The sequence below is a fragment of the Blastococcus sp. SYSU DS0669 genome (assembly GCF_054050895.1).
Genome location: NZ_JBJHAE010000008.1, coordinates 47750 through 68826, shown reverse-complemented (window position 1 = coordinate 68826; position 21077 = coordinate 47750). Strand labels below are relative to the sequence as shown.

The window sequence follows — 21077 nt, the reverse complement described above, 5'->3', positions numbered from 1 at the left end:
TCGTCTCCGGGCCCCTCGACGCACGCAGTCGTGCAGCGTCCAGCAGTCGCCCGACAGACGAGAGGAGGCCCATGCCCACGCAGGCGAAGGCCGCGGTGATCGACGAGATCACCGAGCGGTTCCAGTCGTCCAGCGCGGCGGTGCTCACCGAGTACCGCGGGCTGACCGTGGCGCAGCTGACCCAGCTGCGTCGTTCCCTCGGTGAGGGCAGCAGCTACGCCGTCGTCAAGAACACCCTGACGAAGCGGGCGGCGGACTCGGTCGGGCACCCCGACCTGGCCCCGCTGCTCAACGGCCCGACCGCGATCGCCTTCATCGAGGGTGACGTCGTCGAGGCCGCCAAGGCCATCCGCGACTTCGCGCGCGCCAACCCGCTGCTCGTCGTCAAGGGCGGCGTCGTCGAGGGCCGCACCGTCGGCCCCGCCGAGGTCACCGCCCTGGCCGACGTCGAGCCGCGCGAGGTGCTGCTGGCCAAGCTGGCCGGCGCCATGAAGGGCAACCTGACCAAGGCTGCCGGGCTGTTCCAGGCCCCGCTGTCGCAGGTCGCCCGGCTCGCCGAGGCGCTCAAGGAGAAGAAGCCGGCCGAGGCCGGCGCTCCCGAGGCTGCTGCTGCTGACACCACCCCCGACGCTGACGCCGCGGACGCCGCGGCCAGCACCGACTGACCCAGAAGGAGACATCATGGCCAAGCTTTCCACCGCGGATCTGCTCGACGCGTTCAAGGAGATGACCCTCCTCGAGCTGTCCGACTTCGTGAAGCAGTTCGAGGAGACCTTCGAGGTCACCGCTGCTGCCCCCGTCGCCGTTGCTGCCGCCCCGGCCGCCGGTGGCGGCGACGGTGGCGCTGCCGCCGCCGAGGAGCAGGACGAGTTCGACGTCATCCTCGAGGCTGCCGGCGACAAGAAGATCCAGGTCATCAAGGAGGTGCGCGGCCTGACCTCGCTCGGCCTCAAGGAGGCCAAGGACCTGGTCGACAACGCGCCGAAGCCGATCCTGGAGAAGGTCGCCAAGGACGCCGCCGAGAAGGCCAAGGCCGCTCTCGAGGGCGCCGGCGCCACCGTCACCGTCAAGTAAAGGACCCCGGCACCCCCAGCCCTCGCTCCGCTCGGGCCGGGGTCCCTGCGCCGGGGCGGTTCCACCGCCTCACCACAGGGGCCGTCCTCCTTCGGGAGGGCGGCCCCTGTCGCATGTCCGGGTGGTTGCGCACCGCGAACGGGGAGACGGGGGTCACGGGAACTGCGTGACACACGTAACCTTCGCCGGACCGCGTCGTTACTGACCGGTAGGAGCGCAGGCCAGGGCCCCGGACCACGGGACCCACCACGGTCGAGCGCCCCGCCGGGGGCCTTCCGACGCGGCGGGGCGGGGACCGGGCGGGCCGGCCGGAACGGGAGGCAGGGGACACGTGGGCGTCGCAGTCGAGGTCTCGGGGCTGACCAAGTCGTTCGGCAGCCAGAACATCTGGAGCGACGTCACGCTCACGCTCCCGCCGGGGGAGATCTCGGTGCTGCTGGGGCCCTCGGGCACCGGCAAGTCGGTGTTCCTCAAGTCGCTGGTCGGCCTGCTGAAGCCCGAGCGGGGCTCGATCGTCATCTCCGACACCGACATCGTGAACACCAGCGAGTCCCGCCTCTACGAGGTGCGCAAGCTCTTCGGCGTGCTGTTCCAGGACGGCGCGCTCTTCGGCTCGATGAACCTCTTCGACAACATCGCCTTCCCCCTGCGCGAGCACACGAGGAAGAGCGAGTCGGAGATCCGGCGGATCGTCCTCGAGAAGATGGACATGGTCGGTCTGCAGGGCGCCGAGGGGAAGCTGCCGGGGGAGATCTCCGGCGGGATGCGCAAGCGCGCTGGCCTCGCCCGGGCGCTGGTGCTGGACCCCGAGATCATCCTGTTCGACGAGCCGGACTCCGGCCTCGACCCGGTCCGCGTGGCCTACCTCAACCAGCTGATCGTCGACCTCAACGCGCAGATCGACGCCACCTTCCTGATCGTCACCCACGACATCGGCACCGCCCGCACGGTGCCCGACAACCTCGGCCTCCTGTTCCGCCGCCACCTGGCCATGTTCGGCCCGCGGGAGCAGTTGCTGACCTCGCAGGAGCCGGTCGTCCGCCAGTTCCTCAACGGCCGCCGCGAGGGCCCCATCGGGATGAGCGAGGAGAAGGACGTCGCCCAGGTCGAGGCCGAGATGGCCGCACTGGAGGCCCGCGGCGGCGACCGGCACAACGGCATCGGACCCAAGGGCGCCAGCGGCGGGGATGCCGTGCCGCCCCAGCTGGACCCCTCCCCGGGCCTGCCGGAGCGCAAGGCCGTGCGCCGCCGCCAGGAGCGGGTGGCCCGCATGCTGCACCAGTTCGACCCCGCCACCGCCGATGCCATCCGCGCCTCGCTGCCGCCGGACCTGCTCGCGCAGGCCGACGCAGGCCTCTTCCGCCCGACCCCCGGCGCGGGTGGCCGGCACTGGGGTCCCGAGCCGGGGAGCCCGGCCCCCGCGGTGGTGCTGCCCCGCGTCGGCGGCGCCGGGTGACCGCGACCGAGAAGCCGGTCGCCCCGGGGCTGCTGGACGGCAAGTACTCGCCGACCCGGCCGCTCGCGGCGAGCGGGAAGCTGTTCGCCTTCGCCCTCGACGTGCTGCGGGCGCTGCCCAAGCGGCCGTTCCAGGTGCGCGAGTTCGTCCAGCAGACCTGGTTCGTCGCCAGCGTGACGATCCTGCCGACGGCGCTCGTCGCGATCCCCTTCGGGGCGGTCATCGCCCTGCAGCTGGGCTCGCTGACCCGGCAGCTCGGGGCCCAGTCGTTCACCGGATCGGCCTCGGTGCTCGCCGTCCTGCGGGAGGCCAGCCCCATCGTCACCGCGCTGCTGATCGCCGGCGCCGGGGGGTCGGCGATCTGCGCCGATCTCGGCGCCCGCAAGATCCGCGACGAGATCGACGCCATGGAGGTCCTGGGGATCAGCCCGATCCAGCGCCTGGTCGTGCCCCGGGTGCTCGCCTCGATGCTGGTCGCCGTCCTGCTGAACGGACTGGTCAGCGTGGTCGGCGTGGCCGGGGGCTACTTCTTCAACGTCGTGCTGCAGGGCGGTACGCCGGGCGCCTACCTGGCCTCGTTCAGCGCCCTGGCCCAGGTGGAGGACTTCTGGTCGGGCGAGATCAAGGCCCTGGTGTTCGGCCTGATCGCCGGGACCGTCGCCGCCTACAAGGGGCTGAACGCGGGGGGCGGCCCCAAGGGCGTGGGTGACGCGGTGAACCAGGCGGTGGTCATCACCTTCCTGCTGCTGTTCGCGGTGAACTTCGTGATGACGGCGCTGTACTTCCAGCTCGTCCCCCCGAAGGGGGCGTGATGGCGCTCCTCTCACCCACCGACCGGGTCCGGGTCCGGGTCCGCCGGCTCGCCACCACCGTCTACCGGCGGCCGCTGGACACCCTGGACGACCTCGGCGACCAGCTGAGCTTCTACGGGCGGGCGCTGGGCTGGGTGCCGCGCGCCCTGCGGCGCTACAAGCGGGAGACCTTCCGGCTGCTGGCCGAGGTGACGTTCGGGTCCGGCGCGTTGGCGGTCATCGGGGGCACGGTCGGCGTGATCGCCTTCCTGTCCTTCTTCACCGGTACGGAGGTGGGGCTCCAGGGCTACGCCGCGCTGGACCAGCTCGGCACCTCGGCCTTCACCGGCTTCCTCTCGGCCTACTTCAACACCCGGGAGATCGCCCCGCTGGTGGCCGGGCTGGCGCTCTCGGCGACGGTCGGCTGCGGTTTCACCGCGCAGATCGGTGCCATGCGGATCAACGAGGAGATCGACGCCCTCGAGGTCATGGGGGTGCCCTCGCTGCCCTTCCTCGTGACCACCCGCATCGTCGCCGGCTTCATCGCCGTCGTCCCGCTGTACGTGCTGGGGCTGCTCAGCAGCTACTTCGCCACGCGCACGATCACCACGCAGGCCTACGGGCAGTCAGCCGGCACCTACGACCACTACTTCAACCTGTTCCTGCCGCCGCAGGACGTGTTGTGGTCGTTCCTCAAGGTCCTGGTCTTCGCCGTGGTGATCATCCTGAGCCACTGCTACTACGGCTTCCGCGCCGGCGGGGGGCCCGCGGGCGTGGGGCTGGCGGTCGGCCGGGCGGTGCGCTTCTCGATCGTCGCGGTGATGGTCATCGACCTGTTCCTGTCGCTGGCGATCTGGGGCTCCACGACGACGGTGCGGATCGCGGGGTGAACGGCGCATGAGCGGAACGAGAGGGATGGTCGTCCGTCGGCGGCTGCAGGGGTTGGCCTTCCTGGTGGTGCTCGCGCTGCTGCTGGGCCTGGCCGTGGCGGCCTACCAGAAGGCGTTCACCGAGGTGGCCCGGGTGACGCTGCTGGCGGACACGGCCGGCAACCAGCTGCAGGAGGCCTCCGACGTCAAGGTCCGGGGCGTCATCGTGGGCGACGTCCGGGAGGTGCGGGCCGGCAGCGACGGCGCCGAGCTCGAGCTCGCGATCAGGCCCGAGTACCTGGAGCAGATCCCCGCCGACGTCACCGCCCGGCTGCTGCCCAAGACGCTGTTCGGCGAGCGGTTCGTCTCGCTGGAGCTTCCCGAGCGACCCACCGCCGAACGGCTCGCCGACGGCGACGTCATCGGCCAGGACCGCAGCGAGAACGCGATCGAGCTGCAGCGGGTGATCGACGGCCTGCTGCCGCTCCTGCAGGCCGTCCAGCCGCAGGACCTCTCCACGACCCTCGGCGCGGTCGCCGACGCGCTGCGCGGCCGGGGCGACCGGCTGGGCGCCAACCTCGCCGCGGTCGGGGAGTACACCGCGCAGCTCAACAGCGTGCTGCCGGAGCTGCAGGCCGACATCTCGGGACTCGCCGACTTCGCCGACACCTACGAGTCCGCCGCCGACGACCTGCTCGCGGTGCTCGACAACCTCGCCGTGACCAGCACGACCCTGGTCGACCAGCAGGAGCAGCTGCGCCGGACCTTCACCGTGGGCCGGTCCGCAGGCGACGCGGCGGCCGGCTTCCTGGAGGCCAACGAGCGGACCATCATCTCGCTGGCCGAGACGTCCCGGCCGGTGCTGGGCCTCTTCGCCGAGTACTCCCCGGTCTACCCGTGCCTGCTGGAGGGGCTCACCCGGTTCAACCCGATGATCAGCGAGGCCTTCGGCGCCGACGGCGACCCGTCGCTCAACCTGAACATCGTCGTCACCCTGCCGCCGCGCAACCCCTACGTGCCCGGCGACCAGCCGGCCTACCTGGACCGGAGCGGCCCCGACTGCCAGGGCCTCGACGACATCGACGGTCTCATCCGGGCCGCCGACCGCGGCGAGTACTACTGCCCGACCCCACCGGAGGACGGCGTCGACTCCGCGGACAACCCCTTCTCGGGGAACCCCGTCTGCCTCGGTGGCCGCGGCCCCGAGGACGTGCCGGAGGGAGCGGGGGACCCCAACCCCAGGGCCGGCAACTCCCTGCCCTACGACCTCGCCGGATCGACAGCGGAGCTGGACTTCGTGCGCAGCATCCTCGCCCACCAGACCGGGATCGGACCCGAGCAGGTCTCCGACCTCGCGGTCTCCACGCTGGCCCCCCTGCTCCGCGGCACCCAGGTGGCCCTGCGATGAGGGGCGCGCTGCGCGGGCTGGCCGCGCCGCTGACCAAGCTGCTGGTGTTCGGGCTGGTGACCGTGCTGGCCAGCTACGTGCTCATCAGCACCATCACCAACGCCGGCTACGGCGACCAGGTGCGGTACCGGGCGCAGTTCACCGACGTCGCCGGCCTCGTGGAGGGCGATGAGGTGCGCATCGCCGGTGTCCGGGTGGGCCAGGTGACCGGCATCGGGCTGGCCGAGGGGATCGACCGTCCGGTCGCCGAGGTGGTGCTGGAGGTCAGCGCCGACGTGCCGCTGCCGGCCGGGGTCGAGGCGACCATCCGCTACCGCAACCTCGTGGGTCAGCGGTACGTCGCGCTGGAGGAGGGCGACGGCTCCGCGGGCCGGGTGCTCTCGGAGGACGCGCTCATCCCGCTGGCGCAGACCACCCCCGCCCTGGATCTGACCACGCTCTTCGGCGGGTTCCAGCCGCTGCTGCAGGCGCTGTCGCCGGCGGACGTCAACCGGCTCTCCTTCGAGATCATCCAGGTCTTCCAGGGCGAGGGCGGGACGGTGCAGAGCCTGCTCGCGCACGTCGCCTCCCTGACCGACTCGCTCGCGGACAAGGACGCCGTCATCGGCAGCGTCATCGACAACCTCACGACCGTGCTCGGCAGCGTCGCCGCCCGCGACGAGCAGCTCTCGGGGCTCGTCGTGAGCCTGCAGCAGTTCGTCACCGGCCTGGCCGGTGACAGCCAGGCCATCTTCGACTCGCTGCAGACCATCGACGGGCTGGCCCGGTCCACCACCGACCTGCTGGTCGACGTCCGCGCTCCCCTCACCGCCGACATCCGCGCGCTGGAGGACCTGTCGACGACCCTGGCCGACAGCGGGGACGTGCTCGAGGACTTCCTCCAGCTCGCGCCCACCAAGCTCGACCTGATCACCCGGACCGCCGTCAACGGCAGCTGGTTCAACTTCTTCCTCTGCGGGGCCTCGGGCAACGTCGTGCTGCCGGTCAGCAACCCCGACGGCACCGAGAACGCCGTCGAGGTGCCCACCGGGGGCCTGCGCAACGGCGAGCGGGGGTGCAGCTGATGGCCCGCGAACCGCGTCCCTTCCGCAGCCGCAACCCCGTGACGATCGGCGCGGTCAGCCTGACGGTGATCACCGCGCTCGTGCTGCTGGCGTTCAACGCCCAGTCCCTGCCGCTCATCGGCGGCGGCACGGTCTACCGGGCGCAGTTCTCCGAGGCGGCCGGCCTGCGGCCCGACGACCCGGTCCGGGTCGCCGGCGTCAAGGTGGGCACCGTCGAGAGCCTGGCCCTGGAGGACGGCGCGGTCACCGTCGAGTTCCGGGTCCGGGACGCCTTCGTGGGCGACCGCTCCGAGGCCGCCATCAAGATCGAGACGGTGCTCGGCGCCAAGTACCTTGCCCTCGTGCCGCGCGGATCCGCCGAGCTGGACCCCGACGAGCGGATCCCGCTGACCCGCACGGCGTCGCCCTACGACGTCGTCGAGGCCTTCGCCGACCTGTCGACGACGGTGCAGGACCTCGACACCGGCCAGCTGGCCGGTTCGTTCGAGGTGCTGGCCGAGACCTTCGCCGAGACGCCGGACGAGGTGCGCAGCTCGCTGCAGGGGCTGGCCCGGCTGTCGGACACCATCGCCTCCCGCGACGCCCAGCTGCGCGAGCTGCTCTCGGCGACGCGGACGGTGACCGACGTGCTGGCCGACAGGAACGGGGAGTTCACCCGGCTGATCCTGGACTCGAACACGCTGCTCACCGCGGTGCAGGAGCGGCGGCAGCTGATCGACTCGATCCTCACCAGCACCCAGGAGCTCTCGACGCAGCTCTCCGGTCTGGTGGCCGACAACCGCGAGGCGCTGACGCCGGCGCTGGCGCAGCTCTCGCGGGTGACCGACATCCTGGCGCGCAACCGGGAGAACCTCGCCCAGACCGTCGACCGGCTGGCGCCGTTCGTCCGGGTGTTCACCAACACCCTCGGCAACGGCCGGTGGTTCGACAGCTTCGTGGACAACCTGCTGCCCGGCGTGGTCGGCAGCATGGTGTGCGGGGGCCCCGGCGTGCCGGTGTCCTGCCAGGAGGGCAACTGATGAGCGGCTCCCTGCAGCGCGGCGTCGCGGTGGCCGCCACGCTCGTGCTGGTCGGCGCGCTGGGCTGGACGGTGCTCCGGCCGGCCGGCCAGTACCGGGTCACGGCCTGGTTCGGGCAGGCGGTCGGGCTGTACGCGGGCAGCGACGTCCGCGTCCTCGGCATCGACGTCGGGGAGATCACCGAGGTGCGTCCCGAAGGGGACCGGGTGCGGGTCGAGATGGCGATCGACGACGACTACGACATCCCGGCCGACGCGAACGCCGTGGTGCTCGCGCCCTCCCTGGTCTCCGACCGGTACGTGCAGTTCGCCCCCGTGTACGACGGCGGGCCGGCGATGCGCGACGGTGCGGAGGTCCCGCTGGAGCGGACCGCGACGCCGGTGGAGCTCGACGCCGTGTACGGCGCCCTGGACGAGCTCTCCGCGGCGCTGGGTCCCACCGGGGCCAACGCCGACGGCGCCCTGTCGGACCTGATCGACGTCGGGGCGGCGAACCTGCAGGGCACCGGGGACGACCTCAATCGCACGCTGACCGGCTTCTCCCAGGCGGTGCAGACGCTGGCCGAGAACCGCGACGGGCTCTTCGACTCGGTCGAGAACCTGCAGCGGTTCACCAGCGCGCTGGCCACCATCGACAACCAGGTCGGGGTGTTCAACGACAACCTCGCCGCCGTCGCCGACCTGCTCGAGGGCGAGCGCGAGGACCTCGCCGCCGCGATCCAGCTGCTGTCGCAGGCGCTCGGCGACGTCGCCGGTTTCGTGCAGGACAACACCGACCTGCTGCGCACGAACGTCGACCGGCTGGCCGACGTGACCCTCGCGCTGGTCCAGCAGCGGGACGCCCTGGCCGAGGTGCTGGACGTCGCCCCCGCGGCGCTGGGCAACCTGTCCCACGCCTACAACCCCGACTACGGGACGCTGGACACCCGGGACAACTCCATGGGCGCCACCAGCCCCGAGGTCATCGTCTGCCAGGTCCTGGGGGCGACCGGGCGGCTGCGGCTGGACCTGGACCTGGTGCCCGACGTGGTCACCGACCCGCTGACCCAGGGCCTCCAGCTACCGCCCATCGAGCAGATCTGCACCCGGCTGCTGTCGGGGGACGCGGACGCCGACGGTGCCCTGGACGACCTCGACGGAGACGGCGTGAGCGACCTGCAGGAGCTGCTGACCGCGCTCTACGGCGGCGGCGCAGCCGGGGGCCGCACCGGCGGCTCGCTGATCGGCCTGCCCGACCTCGCGGGAGGACAGCCGTGACCCGGCCACTCGCCCGGGCGACCGCCCTGACCGCGAGCGTCCTGCTGCTCGCCGGCTGCGACTTCCGCGGCGCCTACTCCTTCGGCCTGCCCGGCGGGGCTGACCTCGGCGACGAGCCCTACACGGTGCAGGTGGAGTTCCTCGACGTCCTGGACCTGGTGCCGCAGTCGGGCGTGCGCGTCGCCGACGTGCCGGTCGGCCGGGTCGAGGAGATCGAGCTGGGGGAGGACTGGACCGCGCTGGTGACGCTCTCGGTCAACGGGGACGTCGAGCTGCCGGCCAACGCGGTGGCGATGGTCCAGCAGACCTCGCTGCTGGGCGAGAAGTTCGTCGAGCTGGCGCCCCCGGGGAACGAGGAGCCGCGCGGCGCGCTCGCCGACGGCGCCCGGATCGGGCTGGACCGGACCAACCGCAACGTCGAGGTCGAGGAGCTGCTGGGCGCCCTCTCGCTCGTGCTCAACGGGGGAGGGCTCGCCCAGCTGCAGACGATCACCCGGGAGCTCGGTGTGGCCCTGGAGGGCCGGGAGCAGGCGATCCGCAGCACGCTGCGGCAGCTGGACACCTTCATCGGCGGGCTCGACGCGCAGCGGTCGGAGATCAGCCGGGCGCTGGACAGCGTCGACGCGTTGGCGGCGAGCCTGGCCCAGCGCACCGAGACGATCGAGACGGCGCTGGACACCATCGGCCCCGGCCTGGACGTCGTGAACCAGCAGCGCGACCTGCTGGTCTCCATGCTCGACAGCCTGGCCCGGCTCGGGGACGTGGGGACCCGCGTGATCGACCAGGCGGGCGCGAACACCGTGGAGGACCTGCGGCTGCTCCAGCCGATCCTCACCCAGCTCGCCTCGGCCGGGCCGGACCTCGCCGGCTCGCTGGACCTGCTGCTCACCTACCCGTTCCCCGCCAGCTCGCTGTCGGCGCTGAACTACCGGCAGGACCTGCGGACCGGGGGCTACGGGCTGTTCACCAACATGACCGCCAGCCTGGACCTGGACCTCACCGAGGTGCTCTGCCGCTACTTCGTCGACCCGCTCACCGGTGCCCTCGAGGAGGCCGCGCCCGCTGACTTCACCGGGGAGCGGTGCGGCGTGCCGGGCAGCCCGCCGGGGAACGCGTCCGGCGCACCGGCCGGGGGACCGGGGACGCCGGCGCCGCAGGCCGGCCCGGGCGCCCTGCTGCCGGAGGGCATCGTCGGCCGGGTGCCCGGCCAGGGCGGCATCGCCGGCCTCCCCGACCTGCTGGGAGGCCGGCCGTGATCACCCGGACCACCAAGCTGCAGCTCGCGGCGTTCGCCATGGTGGCCGTCCTCGGGATGGCGTACCTCGGCTTCACCTACGTCGGCCTCGACCGGCTGGTGCTCGGCACCGGGTACGAGGTGGCCGCCGACTTCCGCGACTCCGGCGGCATCTTCGAGAACGCCGAGGTGACCTACCGCGGGGTCTCCGTGGGCCGGGTCACCGACATGGAACTGGTCGACGACGGGGTGCGCGTGACGCTCACCATCGACCCGGGCGCCGAGCCCATCCCCGCCGACGCCAGGGCCGTGGTCGCCACCCGCAGCGCGGTGGGGGAGCAGTACGTCGACCTCGTGCCCGACGACGGCGAGGGCCCCTACCTCGAGGAGGGCGCGGTCATCCCGCAGGAGCGCACCGCGATCCCCGTGCCGGTCGAGCAGCTGCTGCTGAACGTCGACGAGCTGGTCGGCTCCCTGGACCAGGAGAACCTGCGGATCGTCGTGGACGAGCTGGGCCGGGCCTTCGCGGGAGCCGGTGACGACCTCGGCCGGCTGATCGACAACGGCGACCTCCTGCTCACCCGGGCCCAGGAGTCGCTCCCCGAGACCCTGCGGTTGATCACCGACGGCCGGACGGTGCTCGAGACGCAGGTGGCCAGCCGCTCGGCGATCGAGCAGTGGGCCGCCGACCTCCGGCTGGTGAGCGACACGCTCGTCTCCAGCGACCCCGACCTGCGCAGCCTCCTGGTCACCGCCCCGGACGCCGGCGACGCGCTGCAGCGCCTGGTCGCGGAGGCCGGCCCCGGGCTCGGCCCGCTGATCCGCAACCTCGACGTCCTCAACCGGGTCACCGTCCCGCGCCTGGGCGGCGTGGAGCAGTTGCTCGTCACCTACCCCGACGTCGTCTCCGGTGGCTTCACCGTCGTCCGGGACGACGGCGGGACCATGCGGGCCCACTTCGGGTTCGTGCTCAACGCCGGCGACCCGCACGCGTGCACCAGCGGCTACGTGTCGACGGGGTCCCTCTCCGGGCCCGGAGCGGTGCAGGCGCTGGACACCGAGGTGGTGCGGTGCGAGGTCGTGAACGGGGCCGACCCGGCCCCCGGGGACGGCGTCGACGAGACCGGGTCGAACATCCGGGGCGAGCAGAACATCGGGCGCTCCGGCGGGGTCGGCGGGACGGGGACGCAGAGCGGCGGGGGCACGCGCCCGCCGGTGCTCACCGGCCTCGACGAGCTCCTCGGCGAGCTGCTGAACGCCAGCCCGTTCGCCCGCACCGGCGCGTGAACCACCCATCCGGGTCGATCACGGTGCGCCATCGGCCCGGCCCACGAGACGACAGAGGAGGATGCGCGGGTGAGCAGTGACGCGCGGTCCCGGACGTCCCGGGGCGACCGGGCGAGCGGCGCCCCGGTCGCCGTCGCCGAGGAGACACCGCCCGCCGACGTGGACGCCGGGGAGCAGCCGGCCGACGAGCCGGCGTCCGGCGTCGCGGCCACCCGGCCGGCGGTCCCGGTCGTGCCGCTGCTGGCGGGCCTCCTGGTGCTGCTCGTCGCCGCCCTGGCGTTCCTGTGGTCCACCCGGGCGGAGCCGTCGTCCATCCGCACCGACGACTACGTCGACGCGCTGCAGGCCGCCCGGGCGCACGTGGTCGACCTCACCTCGTTCGACCATGTCACGCTCGACGAGGACATCCGGCAGATCGAGCAGGTGGCGACCGGGGAGCTGGGCGAGGAGACGATCGCCCAGCTCGAGGCCCGGCGTCAGCAGATCGTCGAGTCCGAGGCCGTGGTCAGCACCGAGGTCGTCGGGGCCGGCGTCACCCGGGCCGACGAGGACGAGGCGGCCGCGCTCCTGGTCATCGAGTCCACCCAGAAGAGCAACGTCGACGAGCAGGCCCAGCTGCTGCGCTACCGGATCGAGGTCGAGCTGACGAAGGTCGACGGCCGGTGGCTGCTGTCCGCGATCCGGGGAGGGTGAGGTCGCGATGAGCCAGACACCGGAGGAGCGGCCGCGGCCCACGGCACGCCCCAGGCCCGCGGCCCGGCCCAGCCCCCGCCCCCGGGTCGCCGGTAGCCGGCGCGAGCGGGAGGACGGCGCCCCGCCGGCCGGTCCGGCCGGCGCGCCCCCCGCAACCGACCATGCGGACACGGCCACCGGCCCGGCGGACACGGCCACCGGCCCGGCGGACACGGCCGGTCGTGCCGCCCGGCGGGCGGGCTCCGCCCGGCGCCACGCGGCCCGCGGCAGCGCGCCGGCCGCCGACGCGTCGTCCGCCGGCCGCCGGCGTCCGGGCCGGGCGCTGGTGGCCGTGCTCGCAGTGCCCTGCCTGCTGGCCGCCGTCGGCACCGGTCTCCTCCTGCGGGAGCGGCTGGACCCCGGCTACGTCCAGACCGCGGTGATCGACGCGGCCGGCGACGGCGTGCGGGCGCTCTACGCCTACGACTACGAGGACTCGGAGGGCAGCGTCCAGGGCAAGCTCGCGGTGCTCACGGGCGAGCTGCGCGAGCAGTACGAGCGGGACCTGTCCCAGGGCGGGATCATCGACACCTACGAGCAGGTGTCGGCGACCACCAGCTACGAGGTGAACGACGTCGGGCTGCAGCAGATCAACGACGCGCAGGACACCGCGACGCTCGTCGTCTTCGGCCAGTACGTCGTCCGCTCGGTCACCACCGGGCAGCAGCAGCCGCCCGAGGGGTCGGAGTGCCAGATGACCCCCGAGGGAGCGCAGTCCTGCGTGCAGACCGTCCAGGTCCGCATGGTGACGGTCGACGGCGAGTGGAAGATCAGCGAGCTGACCTTGCTCACCACGAGCTGAAGGACCCTGCCGGAGGGGCCGGTCCGGCGGTCGCCGCTCGGCGTGGCGGTACCACCGCGGTGCGTCCGCTGTCATGATGGATCCGGCGCACACCCCGTCGGCCCTGCCGGCTGCGCGACCCGCGGATGTGGCACCGCTCGCACCGGTACCCCCGACGTGGACTTAGCGCTTCAGCAGGGGTAGGGTCTCCTGTTGCGCTGCCCTCTGACTGCCTGCCCGCCCAGACGGGTCACGACGGGTGCCCGGGAATCCCCCGGGCAGCTCCCGTGCTGACCTGTCCGGCGGGCTCTCGCGGCCGTCGCGGACAGCCTCGCCATTACCGACGACGACCCAGGACGACCCCGCAGCCCACCGCCCGCACGTCGTGAGGTCCTTGGAAGGACGCATCTTGGCAGGCTCTCGCCCCACCAGCATCACCCCCGGCACCACCGAGTCCGGCACCACCCAGACCACCCCGGCCCCGCAGAGCGGTCCCCGCACCGGCGAGGCCGACCAGCAGAAGATCCCCGGCGCGCCGCTGCGGGTCTCGTTCGCCAAGATCTCCGAGCCCCTCGCGGTCCCGGACCTCCTCGCGCTCCAGACCGCGTCGTTCGACTGGCTCGTGGGCAGCCCCGAGTGGCGGGCCACGCTCTCGCCCGAGGAGCAGGCCGACGCCGTCGGCGGCCTCGCCGAGATCCTCGAGGAGATCTCCCCGATCGAGGACTTCAGCGGCTCCATGTCGCTGTCCTTCTCCAACCCGCGCTTCGAGGACGTCAAGGCGTCCCTCGAGGAGTGCAAGGACAAGGACATGACCTACGCGGCGCCGCTGTTCGTCACCGCCGAGTTCATGAACAACACCACCGGCGAGATCAAGAGCCAGACGGTGTTCATGGGCGACTTCCCGATCATGACGAACAAGGGCACGTTCGTCATCAACGGGACCGAGCGCGTCGTCGTCTCCCAGCTGGTCCGCAGCCCCGGCGTCTACTTCGACAAGACCCTGGACAAGACGTCGGACAAGGACGTCTTCAGCGCCAAGGTCATCCCCAGCCGGGGCGCGTGGCTGGAGTTCGACGTCGACAAGCGCGACACCGTGGGCGTCCGCATCGACCGCAAGCGGCGCCAGCCGGTCACCGTGCTGCTCAAGGCGCTCGGCTGGACCGAGGACCGCATCCGCGAGCACTTCCAGTGGTCGCCGACCGTCCTCGCCACCCTGGAGAAGGACCACATCGCCGGGCAGGACGAGGCCCTGCTCGACATCTACCGCAAGCTGCGGCCGGGCGAGCCGCCGACGCGTGAGTCGGCGCAGGCGCTTCTGGAGAACCTGTTCTTCAACCCGAAGCGCTACGACCTGGCGAAGGTCGGCCGGTACAAGGTCAACAAGAAGCTGGGCGTCGAGGTGCCGCAGAGCACCAGCACGCTGACCGAGGACGACATCGTCGCCACCATCGAGTACGTCGTGCGCCTCCACGCCGGCGAGCCCGACCACGGCGTCGACGACATCGACCACTTCGGCAACCGCCGCCTGCGCACCGTCGGCGAGCTGATCCAGAACCAGATCCGGGTCGGCCTCTCCCGCATGGAGCGCGTGGTCCGCGAGCGGATGACGACCCAGGACGTCGAGGCGATCACGCCGCAGACCCTGATCAACATCCGGCCGGTCGTCGCCTCCATCAAGGAGTTCTTCGGCACCAGCCAGCTGTCCCAGTTCATGGACCAGACCAACCCGCTCGCGGGCCTGACCCACAAGCGCCGCCTCTCGGCGCTGGGACCGGGTGGTCTGTCCCGTGAGCGGGCCGGCATGGAGGTCCGCGACGTCCACCCGAGCCACTACGGCCGCATGTGCCCGATCGAGACGCCGGAAGGCCCGAACATCGGCCTGATCGGATCGCTGTCCTCGTTCGGCCGCGTGAACGCGTTCGGCTTCATCGAGACGCCGTACCGCAAGGTCGAGAACGGCCAGGTCACGACGCAGATCGACTACCTGACCGCCGACGAGGAGGACCGCTTCGTCGTCGCGCAGGCCAACAGCCCGCTCGACGCGCAGGGCCGCCTCGCCGAGGAGCGGGTCCTGGTCCGCACCAAGGGCGGCGAGGTCGACTACCTGTCGCCCGAGCAGGTCGACTACATGGACGTCTCCCCGCGGCAGATGACCTCGGTCGCGACGGCGATGATCCCGTTCCTCGAGCACGACGACGCCAACCGCGCGCTCATGGGCGCCAACATGCAGCGTCAGGCGGTGCCGCTGCTGCGCAGCGAGGCCCCGCTGGTCGGCACCGGCATGGAGCTGCGTGCCGCCGTCGACGCCGGTGACGTGGTCGTGGCCGAGAAGGCGGGTGTGGTCGAGGACTCCACCGCGGACTACATCACCGTCATGGCCGACGACGGGACCCGGCAGACCTACCGGCTGCTGAAGTTCCGCCGCTCGAACCAGGGCACCTCGGTCAACCAGACCCCGCGGGTCGACGAGGGCCAGCGGGTCGAGGTCGGCCAGGTCATCGCCGACGGTCCCTGCACCGACCAGGGCGAGATGGCGCTGGGCAAGAACCTGCTCGTCGCCTTCATGTCGTGGGAGGGCCACAACTACGAGGACGCGATCATCCTGTCGCAGCGCCTCGTGCAGGACGACGTCCTGTCCTCGATCCACATCGAGGAGTTCGAGGTCGACGCCCGCGACACCAAGCTGGGCGCCGAGGAGATCACCCGGGACATCCCGAACGTCTCCGAGGACGTGCTGGCCGACCTCGACGAGCGCGGCATCATCCGCATCGGTGCCGAGGTCGTCCCCGGCGACATCCTGGTCGGGAAGGTCACGCCCAAGGGCGAGACCGAGCTGACCCCCGAGGAGCGCCTGCTGCGCGCGATCTTCGGCGAGAAGGCCCGCGAGGTCCGCGACACCTCGCTCAAGGTGAAGCACGGCGAGTCCGGCAAGGTCATCGGCGTCCGGGTGTTCTCCCGTGAGGACGGCGACGAGCTGCCCGCCGGCGTCAACGAGCTGATCCGGGTCTACGTCGCCCAGATGCGCAAGATCTCCGACGGCGACAAGCTCGCCGGGCGCCACGGCAACAAGGGCGTCATCTCGAAGATCCTGCCGCAGGAGGACATGCCCTTCCTCGAGGACGGCACCCCGGTCGACATCGTCCTCAACCCGCTCGGCGTGCCGGGCCGCATGAACGTCGGCCAGGTGCTCGAGATGCACCTCGGGTGGATCGCCAAGCAGGGCTGGGAGGTCGACGGCGACCCGGACTGGGCGAAGAGCCTGCCCGAGGCCGCCAAGGCCGCGGCCCCGGGCACCCGGACCGCGACGCCGGTCTTCGACGGCGCCAAGGAGGACGAGATCATCGGCCTGCTGGGCTCGACGATCCCGAACCGCGACGGCAAGCGGATGGTGGCGCCGACCGGCAAGGCGCGGCTGTTCGACGGTCGCTCCGGGGAGCCCTTCCCCGAGCCGATCGCCGTCGGCTACGTCTACATCCTGAAGCTGCTGCACCTGGTCGACGACAAGATCCACGCCCGCTCGACCGGCCCGTACTCGATGATCACGCAGCAGCCGCTGGGTGGTAAGGCGCAGTTCGGTGGTCAGCGCTTCGGCGAGATGGAGTGCTGGGCGATGCAGGCCTACGGCGCGGCCTACGCGCTGCAGGAGCTGCTCACCATCAAGTCCGACGACATCCTCGGCCGGGTCAAGGTGTACGAGGCGATCGTCAAGGGCGAGAACATCCCCGAGCCGGGCATCCCGGAGTCGTTCAAGGTGTTGCTCAAGGAGCTGCAGTCGCTCTGCCTCAACGTCGAGGTGCTCTCCGGCGACGGGCAGGCGATCGAGCTGCGCGACACCGACGACGAGGTCTTCCGGGCCGCGGAGGAGCTGGGCATCGACCTGTCCCGCCGCGAGCCGTCGTCCGTCGAAGACGTCTGAGAAAGGACCCCCTCCCTCCCCACCCCTCGCACGCTCGGGATGGGACCCGGGGAGGGGGCCTTCCAGCCACAACATTTCCAGAATGTGCAGTAACGATCCCCTGAAAGGGGTCACACCTTGCTCGACGTCAACTTCTTCGACGAGCTCCGCATCGGGCTGGCCACCGGCGACGACATCCGCCAGTGGAGCCACGGTGAGGTGAAGAAGCCCGAGACCATCAACTACCGGACCCTGCGTCCGGAGAAGGACGGTCTCTTCTGCGAGAAGATCTTCGGTCCCACCCGGGACTGGGAGTGCTACTGCGGCAAGTACAAGCGCGTCCGGTTCAAGGGCATCATCTGCGAGCGCTGCGGCGTCGAGGTCACCCGCGCCAAGGTGCGTCGTGAGCGGATGGGCCACATCGAGCTGGCCGCGCCGGTCACCCACATCTGGTTCTTCAAGGGTGTGCCGTCCCGCCTGGGCTACCTGCTCGACCTGGCGCCCAAGGACCTCGAGAAGATCATCTACTTCGCGGCCTACATGATCACCTCGGTCGACGACGAGGCGCGCCACCGCGACCTCCCGACCATCGAGGCCGAGATCAGCGCCGAGAAGTCCAACCTCGAGAACCGGCGCGACGCCGACGTCGAGGCCCGCCAGCAGAAGCTGGAGGCCGACCTCGCCGAGCTCGAGGCCGAGGGTGCCAAGTCCGACGTGCGCCGCAAGGTGCGCGAGGGCGGCGAGCGCGAGATGCGCCAGCTGCGCGACCGCGCGCAGCGGGAGATCGACCGCCTCGACGAGGTGATGGACACCTTCCGCAAGCTCGAGGTCAAGCAGCTCATCGCCGACGAGGGCCTCTACCGCGAGCTGCGGGACCGCTTCGGCGAGTACTTCGAGGGCGGCATGGGCGCAGCGGCGCTGCAGAAGCTGCTGTCCGGCTTCGACCTCGACGCCGAGGCCGCCTCCCTGCGCGAGACCATCCGCAGCGGCAAGGGGCAGCGCAAGCTGCGCGCGCTCAAGCGGCTCAAGGTGGTCGCGGCGTTCCAGCAGACCCGCAACTCGCCCATGGGCATGGTGCTGGACTGCGTCCCGGTCATCCCGCCGGACCTGCGCCCGATGGTCCAGCTCGACGGTGGCCGCTTCGCCACCAGCGACATGAACGACCTGTACCGCCGCGTGATCAACCGGAACAACCGGCTGAAGCGTCTGCTCGACCTCGGCGCGCCGGAGATCATCGTGAACAACGAGAAGCGGATGCTCCAGGAGTCCGTGGACGCGCTGTTCGACAACGGCCGTCGCGGCCGGCCGGTCACCGGCCCGGGCAACCGTCCCCTGAAGTCCCTGAGCGACCTGCTCAAGGGCAAGCAGGGCCGGTTCCGTCAGAACCTGCTGGGCAAGCGCGTCGACTACTCCGGCCGTTCGGTCATCGTCGTCGGGCCGCAGCTGAAGCTGCACCAGTGCGGACTGCCCAAGCAGATGGCCCTGGAGCTCTTCAAGCCCTTCGTCATGAAGCGGCTGGTCGACCTCAACCACGCGCAGAACATCAAGTCCGCCAAGCGGATGGTCGAGCGCGCCCGCCCCGTCGTCTGGGACGTGCTGGAAGAGGTCATCACCGAGCACCCGGTGCTGCTCAACCGGGCGCCTACGCTGCACCGCCTGGGCATCCAGGCCTTCGAGCCGCAGCTGGTCGAGGGCAAGGCCATCCAGATCCACCCGCTGGTCTGCACGGCGTTCAACGCGGACTTCGACGGTGACCAGATGGCGGTGCACCTGCCGCTGTCGGCCGAGGCCCAGGCCGAGGCCCGGATCCTGATGCTGAGCTCGAACAACATCCTGAGCCCGGCCGACGGTCGTCCGATCACCGCGCCGACCCAGGACATGGTGCTGGGCCTCTACCACCTGACGACCCTGGTGCCCTCGCGGCACGAGGCCGACGGTGGCCGGCCGGCGGCGTTCTCCTCGGCCTCCGAGGCCGTCATGGCCTACGACCTGGGTGCCCTGGGGCTGCAGGAGCGGGCCTACATCCGCCTGGACGAGGTCTTCGGCGTCGACAACGGCAAGGTCAACGAGCCGTGGGAGCAGCCGGAGGACTGGACGCCGGGTCAGCCCGCGGTCGTCGAGACCAGCCTGGGCCGCGTGCTGTTCAACGAGGCCCTGCCCGAGGACTACCGCTTCGTCAACTACCAGGTGCCGAAGAAGGAGCTCGGGGCGATCGTCAACGACCTCGCCGAGCGCTACCCCAAGGTGCAGGTCGCGGCGACGCTGGACGCCCTCAAGGCGGCCGGGTTCCGCTGGGCCACGCGGTCGGGCGTCACCATCGCCATCGACGACGTCGTCACGCCGCCGGTCAAGCAGGAGATCCTCGACCGGCACGAGGCCGAGGCGGCCAAGATCGAGAAGCAGTACGAGCGGGGCGTCATCACCGACGCCGAGCGTCGTGGCGAGCTGATCGAGATCTGGACCCGCGCGCGGGCCGAGGTCAGCCAGGCGATGGTGGACAACTTCCCGACCACCAACCCGGTCTGGGTCATGGTTAACTCGGGCGCCCGAGGCAACATGATGCAGATCAGCCAGATCGCCGGTATGCGCGGTCTGGTCGCCAACCCCAAGGGCGAGATCATCCCGCGGCCCATCAAGGCCAACTTCCGGGAGGGTCTGTCGGTGCTGGAGTACTTCATCTCCACGCACGGTGCCCGCAAGGGCCTGGCCGACACGGCGCTGCGGACCGCCGACTCCGGGTACCTCACCCGTCGTCTGGTGGACGTCTCGCAGGACGTCATCATCCGCGAGGAGGACTGCGGGACCGACCGCGGCGTCCTCATGCCGATCGGCACGCTGGTCGACGGCGTGGTCACCCGTGACCCGCACGTGGAGACCAGCGTCTACGCCCGCGCCCTGTCCGCCGACGTGGTGGCCGAGGACGGCACGGTCATCGCCCCGGCGAACGCCGACCTGGGCGACGTGCTGATCCAGACGCTGATCGACGCCGGTGTCGCGGAGGTCAAGGTCCGCTGCGTCCTGACCTGCGAGTCGCTGCTCGGCACGTGCGCCACCTGCTACGGCCGGTCGCTCGCGACCGGCAAGCTGGTGGACGTCGGCGAGGCGGTCGGCATCATCGCCGCCCAGTCGATCGGTGAGCCCGGCACCCAGCTGACCATGCGCACCTTCCACACCGGTGGTGTCGCGGGTGAGGACATCACCCACGGTCTGCCGCGTGTGGTGGAGCTCTTCGAGGCCCGTGTCCCCAAGGGCAAGGCCCCGATCGCCGAGCTGGCCGGCACGGTCCGGATCGAGGACGGTGAGCAGTTCCGCAAGCTCACCATCACCCCGGACGACGGCTCCGACGAGGTCGTCTACGACAAGCTGTCGCGTCGCTCGCGGCTGCGGGTCGAGGACGGCGCCCACGTCGAGGTCGGCGAGCAGCTCACCGAGGGTGCGGTCGACCCGCACGAGGTGCTGCGGATCATGGGCCCGCGCGAGGTGCAGCTGCACCTGGTCCGCGAGGTCCAGGAGGTCTACCGGTCGCAGGGTGTGTCGATCCACGACAAGCACATCGAGGTGATCATCCGGCAGATGCTGAAGCGGGTGACCATCATCGACTCGGGCGCCACGGAGTTCCTGCCGGGTGCGCTGGTGGAGCGGACGATCTTCGAGACCGAGAACCGCCGCGTCGTCGCCGAGGGCGGCGAGCCGGCCTCGGCGCGTCCGGTCCTCATGGGCATCACCAAGGCCTCGCTCGCGACCGAGTCGTGGCTGTCGGCCGCCTCCTTCCAGGAGACGACCAAGGTGCTCACCGACGCCGCGATCCAGGGCAAGAGCGACAGCCTGCTCGGCCTCAAGGAGAACGTGATCATCGGAAAGCTGATCCCGGCGGGTACGGGCATCAGCCGCTACCGGAACATCACGGTCGAGCCGACCGAGGAGGCGCGCGCCGCCGTCTACACCATGGCCGGCTACGAGGACGGGCAGTACTACAGCCCGGACGTCTTCGGTCAGGGCACCGGCGAGGCCGTCCGCCTCGAGGAGTACGACTGGCGGGGCTGACCCCCGGTAGGCAGTGACGAAAGGGCCCCGCAGGTCGTCAGACCTGCGGGGCCCTTTCGCATCCCCGCCCCCCGCGCCGGGATCAGGTGACCTGATCGTCGCGTGTCCTCCCTGGGGGCAGGCGGTGGGGGAGGACGCGCTGCGGTGAGGGAGGACGGCCGGGACGG

At 71.4% G+C, this 21077-nt stretch carries 15 protein-coding genes; all 15 read left to right on the top strand.

All coding sequences use genetic code 11. From position 1 onward, the window contains the following. Window positions 1-71: 71 nt before the first annotated feature. The 15 genes from rplJ to ACI792_RS10790 all read left to right on the top strand — a co-directional run bounded on the left by rplJ (window position 72) and on the right by ACI792_RS10790 (window position 20910). On the top strand, window positions 72-665 hold the full coding sequence (rplJ, locus tag ACI792_RS10860) for a 50S ribosomal protein L10 (RefSeq protein ID WP_456579687.1): 594 nt from the start codon (window positions 72-74) through the stop codon (window positions 663-665). Window positions 666-681: 16 nt separating this feature from the next. Further along, the gene (gene rplL, locus ACI792_RS10855; RefSeq protein WP_456579686.1) at window positions 682-1074 is read left to right on the top strand and encodes a 50S ribosomal protein L7/L12; all 393 of its coding nucleotides are present in this window, start codon (window positions 682-684) and stop codon (window positions 1072-1074) included. Window positions 1075-1405: 331 nt separating this feature from the next. Continuing rightward, entirely contained in the window at window positions 1406-2530 is a 1125-nt protein-coding gene (locus ACI792_RS10850) for an ABC transporter ATP-binding protein (RefSeq protein WP_456602585.1), read from the top strand. After that, window positions 2527-3342 (top strand): MlaE family ABC transporter permease, encoded by an 816-nt coding sequence (locus ACI792_RS10845; protein WP_456602584.1) that lies wholly within the window; start codon window positions 2527-2529, stop codon window positions 3340-3342. The genes ACI792_RS10850 and ACI792_RS10845 overlap by 4 nt, the downstream gene beginning before the upstream one ends. Next, window positions 3342-4211, top strand: a complete 870-nt coding sequence (locus ACI792_RS10840; protein ID WP_456602583.1) for an MlaE family ABC transporter permease — start codon at window positions 3342-3344, stop codon at window positions 4209-4211. The genes ACI792_RS10845 and ACI792_RS10840 overlap by 1 nt, the downstream gene beginning before the upstream one ends. 7 nt (window positions 4212-4218) lie before the next feature. Next, window positions 4219-5598, top strand: a complete 1380-nt coding sequence (locus tag ACI792_RS10835) for an MCE family protein (protein WP_456602582.1) — start codon at window positions 4219-4221, stop codon at window positions 5596-5598. Beyond that, window positions 5595-6662 (top strand): MCE family protein, encoded by a 1068-nt coding sequence (locus tag ACI792_RS10830; protein ID WP_456602581.1) that lies wholly within the window; start codon window positions 5595-5597, stop codon window positions 6660-6662. Before ACI792_RS10835 ends, ACI792_RS10830 begins: the two co-directional genes overlap by 4 nt. Then, the gene (locus tag ACI792_RS10825) at window positions 6662-7681 is read left to right on the top strand and encodes an MCE family protein (RefSeq protein ID WP_456602580.1); all 1020 of its coding nucleotides are present in this window, start codon (window positions 6662-6664) and stop codon (window positions 7679-7681) included. The genes ACI792_RS10830 and ACI792_RS10825 overlap by 1 nt, the downstream gene beginning before the upstream one ends. Continuing rightward, window positions 7681-8937 carry an MCE family protein gene (locus ACI792_RS10820; RefSeq protein WP_456602579.1) on the top strand — a complete coding sequence of 419 codons (1257 nt, stop codon included), beginning with the start codon at window positions 7681-7683 and terminating at the stop codon, window positions 8935-8937. Before ACI792_RS10825 ends, ACI792_RS10820 begins: the two co-directional genes overlap by 1 nt. After that, window positions 8934-10193 carry an MCE family protein gene (locus ACI792_RS10815; RefSeq protein ID WP_456602578.1) on the top strand — a complete coding sequence of 420 codons (1260 nt, stop codon included), beginning with the start codon at window positions 8934-8936 and terminating at the stop codon, window positions 10191-10193. The genes ACI792_RS10820 and ACI792_RS10815 overlap by 4 nt, the downstream gene beginning before the upstream one ends. After that, window positions 10190-11458, top strand: a complete 1269-nt coding sequence (locus tag ACI792_RS10810) for an MCE family protein (RefSeq protein WP_456602577.1) — start codon at window positions 10190-10192, stop codon at window positions 11456-11458. Before ACI792_RS10815 ends, ACI792_RS10810 begins: the two co-directional genes overlap by 4 nt. A 69-nt stretch (window positions 11459-11527) precedes the next feature. Beyond that, window positions 11528-12151 (top strand): hypothetical protein, encoded by a 624-nt coding sequence (locus ACI792_RS10805; RefSeq protein ID WP_456602576.1) that lies wholly within the window; start codon window positions 11528-11530, stop codon window positions 12149-12151. A 331-nt stretch (window positions 12152-12482) separates the two neighbouring features. Further along, the gene (locus ACI792_RS10800; protein ID WP_456602575.1) at window positions 12483-12992 is read left to right on the top strand and encodes a hypothetical protein; all 510 of its coding nucleotides are present in this window, start codon (window positions 12483-12485) and stop codon (window positions 12990-12992) included. A gap of 388 nt (window positions 12993-13380) precedes the next feature. Continuing rightward, complete coding sequence (gene rpoB, locus ACI792_RS10795; protein ID WP_456579674.1) at window positions 13381-16887, top strand: DNA-directed RNA polymerase subunit beta; 3507 nt, start codon at window positions 13381-13383, stop codon at window positions 16885-16887. Window positions 16888-17004: 117 nt separating this feature from the next. Continuing rightward, the gene (locus ACI792_RS10790) at window positions 17005-20910 is read left to right on the top strand and encodes a DNA-directed RNA polymerase subunit beta' (RefSeq protein ID WP_456579673.1); all 3906 of its coding nucleotides are present in this window, start codon (window positions 17005-17007) and stop codon (window positions 20908-20910) included. The last annotated feature ends 167 nt before the right edge of the window (window positions 20911-21077 follow it).

Coding starts and splice junctions, on each gene's coding strand:
- rplJ (WP_456579687.1), top strand. CDS start 72: ATGCCCACGCAGGCGAAGGCCGCGGTGATCGACGAGATCACCGAGCGG.
- rplL (WP_456579686.1), top strand. CDS start 682: ATGGCCAAGCTTTCCACCGCGGATCTGCTCGACGCGTTCAAGGAGATG.
- ACI792_RS10840 (WP_456602583.1), top strand. CDS start 3,342: ATGGCGCTCCTCTCACCCACCGACCGGGTCCGGGTCCGGGTCCGCCGG.
- ACI792_RS10835 (WP_456602582.1), top strand. CDS start 4,219: ATGAGCGGAACGAGAGGGATGGTCGTCCGTCGGCGGCTGCAGGGGTTG.
- ACI792_RS10830 (WP_456602581.1), top strand. CDS start 5,595: ATGAGGGGCGCGCTGCGCGGGCTGGCCGCGCCGCTGACCAAGCTGCTG.
- ACI792_RS10825 (WP_456602580.1), top strand. CDS start 6,662: ATGGCCCGCGAACCGCGTCCCTTCCGCAGCCGCAACCCCGTGACGATC.
- ACI792_RS10820 (WP_456602579.1), top strand. CDS start 7,681: ATGAGCGGCTCCCTGCAGCGCGGCGTCGCGGTGGCCGCCACGCTCGTG.